The following is a 12,689-nucleotide window of genomic DNA, read 5'->3' on the forward strand; positions in this document are numbered from 1 at the left end:
GTCCCTCTTTTTTTGCTTCACTCTTTTGATCTCTCGCTGGATTTACCTATTCTAAATTGACTGTTTTGACACACGTTGTTACCCGTTGAGAGGTAATTGAACAATTAAACGAAGCACCTTCACATTCATGTTAAACAAACGGTTTCTTTTACAAGCCACTATGCGTATCTTGCTAATTCTAGGTGCCAACGGGCGCCATTTTTATTCGTACCGATGACATTAGAATCAGATAAAAGGAATGAAGCGTGCAAGCTAACTTTATTGATGGAACCACCCTGTATCGTCAGCACTCTTTTGAGTTGCCACTCGATTACCAAGCCAAAGATGGACAACAGATCCAAGTCTTCGCACGTGAGCTGGTTGATCTCGCTAAAGATGCGCAAGAGCTGCCGTGGCTTATCTACTTTCAGGGCGGCCCAGGCTTTCCATCTCCACGAGTGAGCGGTCAATCAGGTTGGCTAAAGCGTGCATTACAAAACTATCGTGTTCTGCTTCTTGACCAACGTGGTACTGGCAATAGCACGGTGATCAGCCATGAAACATTGGCCCATCTGTCTCCAGAACAACAAGTCGAATATTTAACGCATTTCAGAGCGGATAACATTGTTCGTGACGCCGAAGCGATTCGTGAGCAATTCGGTGTTAAACAATGGTCGACGATTGGTCAAAGCTTCGGTGGCTTCTGTACACTGAGCTATTTGTCACTGTTTCCACAGAGCTTGCAGCGCTGTTATGTGACGGGCGGCATTCCGTCTATTGAGCGCGAAGCTGACGATGTTTATCGTGCGACTTACAAGCGTGTAGAAGACAAAAACAGAGCCTTTTTTGCTCAGTTCCCACTAGCACAAGCTATGTGTCGTGAGATCTCTGATTACCTGCTTAACAATGATGTGAGACTGCCAAACGGTCAGGTGTTTACCGTTGAACAGTTCCAGCTTATTGGCATTAATCTTGGTGGCGGCGAAGCGAACCTTCCTATGTACTTCACACTGGAAAGTGCGTTTGTTGAAGTGAATGGTCAAAAGCAGTTGAGCTACAGCTTCTTAAATCAAATGCAGCAAGAGCAGGGCTACCTAACGAACCCAATCTACGCTATTTTGCATGAATCGATTTACTGCCAAGGTGCAGCGTCTAACTGGTCTGCACACCGAGTACGCGAGCAGTACCCACACTTTAACTACCAATCGGGTTGCGAGTTCTGGTTTACCGGAGAAATGGTGTACCCATGGATGTTCGACCAACTAGAAACGTTGAAGCCATTACGCGAAGCGGCAAACATGTTGGCCGAGAAGTCGGACTGGGGCACCTTGTACAACGCAGAACAGCTGAGTAAGAATACGGTTCCAATGGCGTGTGCGGTTTACGCGGATGACATGTACGTTGAGCTGGATTACAGCCGCGAAACGCTGGAGAACATTCCAAACTCAAAAGCGTGGATTACCAACGAGTATGAGCACAATGGTTTGAGAATGGATGGTGAACGAATTGTCGATAAGTTAATGACGATGGTTGATGCGTTAGAGAACCTGCCAAAATAATCAAACTCTCTGCGTAGGTTATCTACGTTAGAAGCTATCTATGTTAGAAGCTATCTACGAAAATTATGTACGTTAGAGGCTATCTACGCTAGAAACAAGGAAACGCTGCATCCGTGCAGCGTTTTTTTTATGTCATCGAACTATTCGATTTAAGGAACTAGGAGGGGTAGCCCTTGAAGCCATTAAGGTTGGATGACGATATCTTGATTTTCGGTGGTCGATAAGCTGGCGCGGTTTTGTTCGATAAGTTGAGCCGCATAAGAGGGAGTCACAGCTTGAACTTCGCCCTTGGAACGAATAGTTAGTGCTTCCCACGCATGATCACGGTATTTGCCTGTTTGTGTATATTCAATAAGTACTCTCATGATTCTTCAATCCGATGTGTGGTTAACGTGCTACTAACATTAGCGCCATTGTTGAGGTTGCACACCTGTTAAAAATGGAACATAAGATTAACCAAATGAGAATGCGTGTAACTTGAAAAACAGACCTTATTGAACTGATCTTAACTAACAGTATTTATCGTACCTAACTGCATTTATCGTACCTAACTGCATTCATCGTAACCAACGGTACTTATCGTAAATGGCATCCATAAAAAACGCTGCACAGTGGCAGCGTTAAAGTTGAGAGCGGTTGAAGATTACTTAGCTGTTTTCTAAGCCAACAATCTTGCGTGCAGACATCACTGCGCTATCCAAATCGGTCAATCTACCAGCACTTGCTGGACCAAGAACTGATGAATACAAAGCCAACTGCTTCTCAAATGATAAATCTAATTGGTTATATAGATTTTGGCGGATTTGAGCGTGTTGCTGTGGCTTTGCGCTCGACAGACCTTCCAATGTATCGTAGATGAGTGTAGTTGTATCCATATCTGTCCTCTGCTGCACCTTTATAAAATTTTGCGTATTATGCACCTGGTACTGTATTTGTTCTGCGAGATTGATCGCATTGTGTGCAGCTCTGCTTAATTGTGTAATCAGTTAGTTATAATTGTGTTGTGGTCTCAATCGTTTAGAGTGTCGGCTTGATAACAAAGAAAAGGAGACACGCTGGTCTCCTTTTAATTGATTAAGCCGTGATAGAAGTAACGTATTGTTGCTGCTTACCGAGTAAATTGAATACGTACAGAACCTAGCGAATGTTAATGTTCTTATCTCGACTTTCGTACATTTCAGGTGTGGTGTGTAACCCTCCAGCGTAACCTGCAGCTTCAAGAGTTTCTCTTACCTCTCGAACGTGCTCTGCCGTTACTGGTTCCTCTCTATCTCCAAGGTGCAATCGCACGAAGGTGATCAACTCAGCCAATCTTTGATCCGACAGCACATCTTCAAAGCTTGCCATTGGCATGAAGTTTCTGTCTTTGTCGAGATAGGTGGGTTGTAGGCCACGCACAGTTACTGCGATGGTGTTGAATGGATCGCTGTGCATGATGATGCCGTTATTCAACAGAGTAGGGGCGATAGGGTCACGTCCCTTACCATCGTCACCATGACAGGCTCCACATGTCTGGCGATACGTGGTGTAAATGTCAGTCGCGTAAGAGTCTTCGTCAAACCCTTTGGGCTGCAACGGAACGGCGTCACTGCTAATGGTGTTGTTGATGTCACCGCTGAGTAGGTAGTAGGACATCGACTCGATATCTTCACGCGTCATCAAGCTTAGGCTGTTTTTCACTACGTCTGCCATGCCCGCAAAAGCAGTCCCTTTGTCTGAGTGACCCGTGTGTAAGAAATCGGTGAGTGTCGCTTCATCCCAACCATCGATGTACAGCTCATTGGCCGTGATATCGGGCGCATTCCAACCGTCAATCAAGTTACCTTGGAAAATACGTTCTGGTATCAGCGCTTGGGCAATGTTTCGTGGCGTGTGGCACTCAGAACAGTGGCCAAGGCCAGCCACCCAGTATTTCCCTTGCTGCCATTTCTCGACGTTTTCGACTTCCGTTTTAAGCTCTTCAGGCACTTGGTAGTCGATCGGGTCGGTATCCATAAAGACGATGTTCCAGCCAAGCAAACCTAAGCGAATGTTCGATGGGAACATCATGCTGTTGTCGTCATTGCGACGAGGCACCGCGGTGATTGACTGCATGTATTCCCACAAGTCGACCATGTCTTGGTCGGTGAGGTATTGATAAGAGGTGTACGGCATAGCAGGGTATAGATAACCGTTCTTACCCTTGCCGGCGACTAATGCAGCTCGGAAGTCCTCAAAGTCGTAAGTCCCAATACCTTCCGTTGTGTGTGGCGTAATATTGGTTGAATAAACGGTACCAAAAGGGGTCACAAAAGGCAGCCCACCAGCAAAAGGTTCGCCACCTTCGGCACTATGACACGCAACGCAGTCACCGGCATAAGCGAGATATTCACCACGTTCAACAGACTGAGCTTCTAGATTCGCGAGTCTTTGCTGTTGCTCTGAGCCCGCGTGTCGAATGTAAGCACCCAGTGCGAGTATCTCGTTTTCCGTAAGCTGTTTATCAAACGCAGGCATCAGGTTGTTCAAGCCTTTGTTGATAGTGTGCTGAATCTCTTCAATACTGCCGCCATGCAGCCAAATATCGTCGGAAAGATCAGGGACGCCGATCGCCGGATTCGCGATAGAACCATCGGCGTGACAAGATGAACAATATTTTGCAAACAGCTCTTTGCCGACTTTAACTTTTACTTCTGGAACATCGGTATGGCGTTGATTGAGCGAAGCTAAGTAGTAAGAAACCTTAGCCACTTCATCGGGGCGCATTATCTCGCTCCAACCCGGCATCGCGCCATTTCGCCCTTTGGCGATCGAATGAATGATCGCTTCATCACTACCACCATATAGCCATTCTTGGTCAATAAGGTTAGGGAAGTGTTTCTGACCTTGAGCGTTGTCGCGGTGACAAGCCGCGCAGTGAGTTTGGAACAAGATTTGTCCGCTGTTTACTATTTCGGGTATGCCAGACAATCCTTCGAGGGTGTTTTCCGTTGTTTGAGAGAATTGCTCGTTTAACGTTGTGCTGGGTGAGCTGAGTTTGTCGTCACTTTGCTTCCAATCGACTAACCCTTCCCATTCACCAAGCCCGGGGTAGAGCACCAAATAGCCAGCAGACAATAGAAAGGCAATAGCATAGCTGACAAAGAGTAGTTTTGGCGGTGGCGCATCTTTTTCTTCAATGCCATCAAAAGTACCAAGGGTGTGGTCTTGATCGGCTTGGTGATTGCTACGCCAATATTTAACGACAACAGACACCATAAGAACGAAAAAGATTAAGGTTAAAATTACCGCCCATAGATTCCAAAATGCACTCATTGTGATACCTCCTGTGACGTATCTTTACCAAGGCTTTGTAGATAGCGGATCAGAGCTTCACCTTTGGTTTTCCCTCTTACTTGTAATCGGGCGTCACCTATTTCTTGGTCAGTATAAGGAACGCCAAGTATGCGGAGGGTTTCCATTTTGTCGCTTATGTCGTCGCCAGACAGAGTCTGTTCAAATAACCAAGGGTAGGCGGGCATGATCGATGTCGGTACGACTTTTCGAGGATCAATTAAGTGAATAGCATGCCACTGGTCAGAATACTTTCTTCCTAAGTTAGTGAGGTCCGGACCTGTACGCTTAGAACCCCACAAGTTAGGAAATTCGTAGATGTCGTCTGCTTCTTTGTTTGGGCGACCATTACGTTTCACTTCAGGCTCTAGAGGACGAACCATTTGGGTGTGACACACATGGCAGCCTTCACTGATGTATATGTCTCGGCCTGCTAACTCTATCGGTGTGAGTGGCATCGCTAAGCTGCCTTTGGCAATATCGTCTCCACGGACAATGCTAGGCACTACCCAAACCAACAGAGAGAAGGAAGCGACGACAACGGTGGTCAAAATTAAAATGACGATTGAATGTGTAAAGTCTTTACTCATCATTCAAGCTCCCTCATTAACGGCGTGTTTAGCGTTATGTACTACTGGCATACGAACGGTTTTAAATAAGTTAAATGCCATTAGGAATAAACCCAGAACAAACAGTGCACCACCAAAGAATCGTAAGAACAACCAAGGTGCTTTAAAGTCCATAGCCTCTACAAAGCTATATATCAGTTCGCCATTTTCATTTTGAGCGAGCCACATATAACCTTCACCGATACCCGCAACCCAAAGCGCAATCGCATAAATGGCGACGCCAGCATGAGCAAGCCAGAAGTGCCACTTAATCAGTCGTCGTGACCAAAGATCGGTTTGGCCCCATAAGCGCGGAATGAAATAGTAAAAAACCGCTATCCCTGACATTCCCACCCATCCGAGTGCTGCGGAATGTACGTGGCCGATTATCCATTCGGTGTTGTGTGCCACCATGTTGAACCAGCGAATAGCAAGTAGCGGGCCTTCGAATGTTGCCAAGCAGTAGTAAAGAACCGCTGAGAAAAAGAATAAAAGAATGTAGTCGGACTTCAGCTTTTCTTTGTTTTGTAGAAGGGTCATTGCGCTATTAAACGCACCGGCCCAAGAAGGGAGCCACAGGATCAATGACATCACGATTCCGATGTTCTGAATCCAGATGGGAACGGAAGAGTAGACTAAGTGGTGCGTTCCGGCCCATGTGTAAAAGCCGACCAAGCCCCAGAAATGGATCACAGACAAACGGTATGAGTAGATAGGTCGGTCCGCCGCTTTAGGTATGAAATAGTAGTTCATACCAATCACACCTGCGGTCAGTAAGAAACCAACGGCATTATGTCCCCACCACCATTGAACAATCGCATCTTGAGCACCTGCGAATACGGAGTAGGACTTCATGGCCGAGACCGGCATCGCAAGATTGTTCACAATGAAAATCATGGCAACAACGATAATGAAAGCAGCGAAAAACCAGTTAGCCACAAAGATGTGGCTCACCTTACGCTTGGCTAGGGTGCCAAAGAACAACACTGCATAGAGCACCCACACCAGTACAATCATTAAATCGATTGGCCACTCAAGCTCCGCATACTCTTTTGAGCTAGTGTGGCCCCCAGGCAAGGAGATGACTGCGAACAGTAGAATAAGTTGCCACCCCCAAAAGACCATCCACGACAGGCTTTTATTGAACAGCTCGCAATGGCCAGTTCGTTGGGCAATATAGAGTGAAGTCCCCATTAAAATGTTCACCACAAACCCATAAATAACGCCTGAGGTATGCAGAGGGCGAAGACGACCAAATTGGAAATATTGAGAATCGAAATTGAGCACAGGCCAATACAATTGAGCGGCGAGGATCACGCCGATGATCATACCCACAATCGCCCAGATTAAAGAGGCGATGATAAAGTATCTCACGACCTTGATGCTGTACTGCGTTGTCACTTGTTCCATAACAAGGCTCCTTGCCTACAGTTTTGAATTGCTGTCTGTTTTTGAGTCGCTAACTGAACTTGAATCCTTGCCGAGCATTGAATAGAAGTAGGAGATATCTCGGATGTCTTGATCTGAAAGTGTGTCAGCTTGTTGCTGCATGAGAATCGCCAAACCACTGGTTCTTTCCCTTGTCTGATAATCTTTCAGTGAGGAAATGAGATACCCTATTTTTTGGCCTCGAAGGTTTGGGTAGGGATCTTGAGTTGAGATACCATCAACGCCATGACAAGTCATACACACCTTGGCTTTTTGTTTTCCTAACTCGAACTGCTCGTCGTTGGATTCTGCGTAAACTGGATTCATGACAGCCGTCATTAGCAGAATGGAAAGTGCGGTTATGGGGTTAAACTTTTGCTTATTTAATCTCATTACGTATTCCCTTATTGAAGAAAAGAGCGAGTGCTTGATGACCCTCAGAAAACAATCACCTTGGTGTAAAGGTTATGCATGCATAAGCGTTCTCGCTACTTAGTGACTCATATTTATTGTCAATTTTGTTAGTCAGTACGTATTCAGTGGCAAGATTGGATTACTCATTGCCTTTAAAAAGCGGGGATTACTTGTATGAACGCTAATTAAAGTCTTATTGAGATAAGGGGAAGGTGTTGTTCGCACTTGGTTACAGGAATGAAACATTATTTGAGAAAGATTCGAACTGCATCATTGAGAAAATAGGCAATGTCTCAGCAAGTCAAATGACCAATATGAACTAGACTCAAATTAGTGACCTTTTAAAATGGAGTTTAAAATGAGAGCTGCACTTCTGTTTATACTTTCACTGTGTTCATTTTCTATTTTTGCAGCATCGGAACTGACAATATTCGATCACTTAGGGCAAAAGCATCAATTCAGTCGAGAACAGCTGTTATTGCTTCCTCAAAAAGAAATCACCACGTCATTACCTTGGCTGGATGGTGAATTGGTTTATAGTGGTGTGGCCTTACAAACGGTGCTTGAAACTATGGATTTACCCATGGCCTCGCAGGTAACTTTTGTTGCACTAAACGACTATAAAATAGCGGTGCCCAAAGAAGACTTTGACGACTACCAGCCGATCATTGCGATTAAACAGAATGGCCAATTTATGTCAGTCAGAGAAAAAGGTCCGTACTGGTTGATATATCCACTTTCTTCGACTCCAGACATTGATAACACTGACTTCCATGCCAAGATGATCTGGCAGATACGCGATATTCATTTGTAAGGACTTAGTATGAAAAAGCTGTTGTCATTGACTGCAATTAAAGTCGTCGTGTTATCTTTAGCGGCAGTGGTACTCACCATTAATATCTACAGTGTGACCCGCATTAACGATATCAATAAGAGTTTTTCCACCCGACAAAATGAGGCAACGTGGTTCGTTTTTCAATTGGTGAAAGAATACGCCAATTTCTTGATGGTAAGCCGTTCTGAAACTATTGATTATGATGAGTTATGGTTAGCGTACGATATTACGTGGAGCCGTTTTGACATATTAATTAACAGTACTGAGTCCTCCAATTTCATCAAGTCAGCAAACTTTAAACCTTATTTTAGTGCGGAATTTGATAAATTTAAGAGCTTGGAATCCTCAATTAAACTGGTGAGCCAAGGGTTGTTGCCCAAGGAATCTCTGCAGAAAAAAGTCGATATTTGCTACCACACACTCGTCGATTTTATTAATGACAAGTTTCGATTACAAAGCCCTGTGATTGAAGAAAACACCTCAATGGTTGATAACTTGGTTACCGTTCATCGGATCAGTAGCGTTTTTCTTGTTGGCATCTTGTTATTGACTGGGATTATTTTTCATATGGATTTTTCTATTAAAAGAAAGCTCTACTCTACGGATTTTATTACAGGATTTCGCAATCGAATTTCGTTGATGAAATTTGTTAAGAATAGCTACTCGAAGGACAAAAACTTTGATCTCTATTTTGTCCGAATCAGAAATCTTACCGAGATTAATCAAAAATATGGCCTTGAATATGGGGACCTTGTGGTGAGCTCGGCTGCTAAGTCTTTGACCACCAAGATCCCTGAAAGCACCATTTCATTCCGAAGCAGTGGAAGCCAGTTCTTATTCTTCATTCCTGATCATTTGTACGCGAGTGACGAAATTCAGGACAAGTTTAACGATGTGCTTAGTGATTACATCCCTGCAGGTAACTTAGAGTTAATGATTGACGCCGTAGTGAGGCACAAGAAGAACATAAGCTCTAAAGACATGATGGAACTGTTGACCTCGATGCAAGGCTAAGCCTCTACAAGGTTTGGTCGTGGTTATTAAGTAGTCATGCTTTCGGAATACGACTACTGTTTCTGATTGAGTGCCACAATCCTTTCGTTAGAGCTTGGTTCTAAAAGGGCTTGCTGATCCAGAATAGTCTGCGGATTGTGGTCACGAACAAATTCAATGAACTCAATGTAAGTGAGTGGTTGGCTGAAAAAATACCCCTGTATTAGGTCGCAGTTGGCTTTTTTAAGGTGATGATATTGTTCGAGAGACTCGACACCTTCACCAACAACGAAGGTGTCACAAGAGTGCCCTAAGTTAACCATGGATTCGACCATCTTTCGGTCAGCTTTGTCGTCGACGATATTATCGATAAAGCTTTTATCAATTTTAAGCTCATCGACAGGGTAGTGAAGAAGTTGGTTAAAAGCTGTATAGCCTGTACCGAAATCGTCAAGAGACACTTTTAAACCTAAGCTCCTGATACTTTCGATAGTCTGCACTGTAAGTTTACTGCTTTTAACGTAACTGGTTTCGGTAATTTCTATAATGATGTTGGCTGGTGGTACTTGATAACGCTCGATTACCTTTCGAATATTGTCGGCAAAGTTACGATTGTAAAGTTCCATTGCTGATATATTTATTGATAAGCTACCTGTGTACTTGTGAATTTCAGAGAGCTCTTTATAGCTTTTTATTGCGGTACTAATGACCCACATGTCGAGTTTGGATATCAAGTTACTTCTTTCGGCGACCGGAATAAACTCATCCGGGCCAGCCTTTATATCAAATAGAGCAGGGCAGCGAATCAGACATTCTGCTCCGTCAATCTGAAGTGTCTTAGCATTGAAAATAGGCATAAAGCGAAGTTCAAAGTTGTCGCTTTCACAACACTCCAATAGCCTTTTTTCGATAACGTCATGTCTTTCTAGTGAATGAAGTAGTTCTTCGCCGTAAACGATTCGGCTTTCTCCATCACTGTGCGCTTTGGCATTAATCAGCATCTCATCGATGCATCGGTGCCATATCTCCTCGAACTTAGGGGTATCGACGGGTAGTACACCTGTTGCAATTGAAAGCCTGAAACCATAGTAATCGAGGAAAGTCGTGCCTGTTAGGGTGTTGTTAATGTTCTCAATTTCTTCGTTTATTGATTGGTGCTCACCCATTTCCAATATGGCAATGAATTGGTTTCCTCCTAGCCTTGCAACTGAATAGTCGCTGCAACTGAAGCCGAAAGAGGATTGTTGATTCTGCAGGGTTTCTCTTAGTGTTTTGGCCAGACTAACGAGTACATTGTCACCTACTTTTGCACCATATAAGTCATTGATTTTACGGAAATCGATAATGTCCCAGCAAACCAGATAGCAATGAGGGCTTATCGAGCTTTTTAGACGCACATCGAGGTGTCGGATGAACGAGCGTCGGTTGGCTAATTTAGTTAATTGATCAAATTCAGCTTCGAACTTTAATTCCGTGAGTGAATCAATGTAAGCGTTCTTCAAACCATCAATTTCACTGTGCCCGGATGAACGCTTGAAATACCTCAGTTTAAGTCCGCCAATCGATATCTCGTGTAGCAGCTCTCTGAGTGGACGTACTAATTGGTAGCGCACCACCATGTGTACGATGAGCATAATAATGAATAGTGTCGTCAAACTGCCAAGTAAGGTCTGCTTAGCAATGATAGATTTTTCCTGATTGAATTTTTTTTCGCGAATATTAACTTGAGCGAGGAAGTGACGGCTGTTCATCTCAACTTTGATTCTGTCTTTGGTTTGTTCAAACGATTTGATAACAAACTGCGTATTCTCTATGTGTGCAGTATTCGATGATGGCTCAATCAGAAGCTGCATATTGTCATCATCGTTGTATTTTATTAGTAAGTTGGATAGTTGTTTTAATGGACCATCTGCAATCAGTATGTATCGATTTAAGCTGTCGTTTGCGCGTTTGTCTTGTGGGAGCAAGTAAGGGTCGATTGCAATAACGTAAGCGTATCTAAGTTCACCACTCACAGAGATATATGAGAAGCCTTTATGAGACAGCTCGTTTTTATTGATTAACGAGGTATAGATATCGAAGATTTTTTCATAGATGTTATCGGGGATTTTTAACCCTTCGAAAGGGTCTGCTCGTAACGTAGATAGCGTTAACTGGAACTTAGGGTCAACGATATAGATGTTACGTTGACCAAACTGGTTAACGTGACTTTGGTTTAAGACGCGAAGCACTCTTTTTTCCAGCAGGGACAAGGTTGTGTAGTCACTAGGGTTTTGAATATATCGCAAGAACTGTAGCGATGAACCAATATCTTTTACAAGCAAAGATAAACCAAGTTGCTCGTACTCAGCGACAACTAGCGCTGTGTTTACGTCGGATTGCACCTCGTCTAAGTACATGTGTTTCGCATGGTTGGAGGCTAAGTTGTAAGTAACCATTCCGCCTATTGCAAATACGAACAATAAAGTAGGAATGAGCACAAAGTAGAGCTTCTTTAATACTGGCATTAATTATCTCAAACTGTCGACAATGCGGTTACGAATTTGAATGCTATTGGGTTCGAGTTGCTGATACAGATAGCTGCGTTCTAAAACCTCTTTGCTAGGGAAAAGCTCCGGATCATTTTGGTACTCTTGTGTTGTTAAGGCTTTTGCTTTTGAGCTTGGAGTTGCAAACCATGAATCCATTGCGTTTTGAGCGGCGATCTCGGGTTGCGACAAGAATGATAGAATCGTTGTTGCTTGTGCAGACAACTCTCCGTTATTAATCGCAGCAATGCACTCTAACCATAACGTTGTGCCTTCTTGAGGCACAGCGTAGGACCAAGAGGCATCAGGCTCCAAATCATTGAGTACATAACTGTCACCAGAATAACCGTAGGCAAGGTCGATGTTAGCAAGACGTTCGGGTTGGCGAATATAGTCGATGACGTATTCGTTGCTTTCTAGGTGTGGCTTTTGAGCTTGCAGGGTTTTATAGGCAACGCGAAGTTCTTGCTCATTATTGGTGAATGGATCAAATTGATTTGCTAACAGTGCAGTACTCACCAAATCCGTAGGTTCGTAATACATACTTATACGGCCACTGCTGTTCGTGTCTGGTTCGAGAATAGCGTTCCAAGAGGTGGGAGTGTTTACTTTGTCACTGCGATATAAGATTCCCGCAGTCCCCCAAGCGTAGGGAATGCCATACTCGCCACATCCATCAACCCACCGTGAATCTATGTTACCAGCAATGGATTGTTGTAACTCACTGAGATTATGAAACAGGTTCTGCTTGGCTAACGCATTGAGCTTTACACTTTCTATAATGACTAGCTCAAATGCGCCACGACGTTCGCTCAATAGCACTTCATCTCTGATCGACTCATCAGAAAAAAACTGTTGTTTCAAAGAAATGCCGTACGTGTCACTTAGTTGGGTCACGACGCTATTGGATAGAAATTCATCCCAATTGTAGAGATAAATATCATTTTGTTGGCTAAACGCTGTGCCAGTTAAAAAGGATGATGACGCAAGAACAGAAACATAAAATGCTTTCACTGACGGATTCCTTTCCTAC

11 protein-coding genes are annotated in these 12,689 nt (G+C 43.8%); 3 read left to right on the plus strand and 8 right to left on the minus strand.

The features are described 5' to 3' along the window. Positions 1-245: 245 nt before the first annotated feature. The gene (locus AB6D07_RS04910) at positions 246-1,538 is read left to right on the plus strand and encodes an alpha/beta fold hydrolase (RefSeq protein WP_017102585.1); all 1,293 of its coding nucleotides are present in this window, start codon (positions 246-248) and stop codon (positions 1,536-1,538) included. A gap of 182 nt (positions 1,539-1,720) precedes the next feature. Here the strand turns inward: AB6D07_RS04910 and AB6D07_RS04915 are convergent, their stop codons facing one another. From AB6D07_RS04915 to AB6D07_RS04940, 6 genes are all read right to left on the minus strand, one after another. After that, positions 1,721-1,903, minus strand: a complete 183-nt coding sequence (locus AB6D07_RS04915; RefSeq protein WP_017102586.1) for a hypothetical protein — start codon at positions 1,901-1,903, stop codon at positions 1,721-1,723. A 282-nt stretch (positions 1,904-2,185) separates the two neighbouring features. Then, a complete protein-coding gene (locus tag AB6D07_RS04920) occupies positions 2,186-2,413 on the minus strand; it encodes a PAS factor family protein (protein ID WP_004730426.1) in 228 nt (75 codons plus the stop codon). 262 nt (positions 2,414-2,675) lie between these two features. Further along, positions 2,676-4,832, minus strand: a complete 2,157-nt coding sequence (locus tag AB6D07_RS04925; RefSeq protein WP_017102587.1) for a cytochrome c — start codon at positions 4,830-4,832, stop codon at positions 2,676-2,678. Next, entirely contained in the window at positions 4,829-5,443 is a 615-nt protein-coding gene (locus AB6D07_RS04930; RefSeq protein ID WP_009844942.1) for a cbb3-type cytochrome c oxidase subunit II, read from the minus strand. Before AB6D07_RS04930 ends, AB6D07_RS04925 begins: the two co-directional genes overlap by 4 nt. After that, positions 5,444-6,868 carry a cytochrome-c oxidase, cbb3-type subunit I gene (ccoN, locus tag AB6D07_RS04935; protein WP_017102588.1) on the minus strand — a complete coding sequence of 475 codons (1,425 nt, stop codon included), beginning with the start codon at positions 6,866-6,868 and terminating at the stop codon, positions 5,444-5,446. Between the two features lie 15 nt (positions 6,869-6,883). Then, positions 6,884-7,279: a cytochrome c gene (locus tag AB6D07_RS04940; RefSeq protein ID WP_012600766.1), complete on the minus strand. Its 396-nt coding sequence runs from the start codon at positions 7,277-7,279 to the stop codon at positions 6,884-6,886. Between the two features lie 367 nt (positions 7,280-7,646). Here AB6D07_RS04940 and AB6D07_RS04945 point away from each other — a divergent pair, with 367 nt between their 5' ends. Together AB6D07_RS04945 and AB6D07_RS04950 are read left to right on the plus strand one after the other, a co-directional pair. Next, complete coding sequence (locus AB6D07_RS04945) at positions 7,647-8,114, plus strand: hypothetical protein (RefSeq protein ID WP_012600765.1); 468 nt, start codon at positions 7,647-7,649, stop codon at positions 8,112-8,114. Positions 8,115-8,123: 9 nt separating this feature from the next. Next, a complete protein-coding gene (locus AB6D07_RS04950; RefSeq protein ID WP_017102589.1) occupies positions 8,124-9,149 on the plus strand; it encodes a diguanylate cyclase domain-containing protein in 1,026 nt (341 codons plus the stop codon). Between the two features lie 53 nt (positions 9,150-9,202). On the opposite strand, the gene AB6D07_RS04955 is transcribed toward AB6D07_RS04950, so the two are convergent. After that, positions 9,203-11,635, minus strand: coding sequence for a bifunctional diguanylate cyclase/phosphodiesterase (locus AB6D07_RS04955; protein WP_017102590.1), 2,433 nt, complete (start codon positions 11,633-11,635; stop codon positions 9,203-9,205). 3 nt (positions 11,636-11,638) lie between these two features. Continuing rightward, the gene (locus AB6D07_RS04960; RefSeq protein ID WP_017099357.1) at positions 11,639-12,670 is read right to left on the minus strand and encodes a PotD/PotF family extracellular solute-binding protein; all 1,032 of its coding nucleotides are present in this window, start codon (positions 12,668-12,670) and stop codon (positions 11,639-11,641) included. Positions 12,671-12,689 lie beyond the last annotated feature (19 nt).

It is taken from the genome of Vibrio sp. 10N.239.312.C11, from assembly GCF_041466065.1.
In the GTDB taxonomy this organism is placed as follows: domain Bacteria; phylum Pseudomonadota; class Gammaproteobacteria; order Enterobacterales; family Vibrionaceae; genus Vibrio; species Vibrio tasmaniensis_A.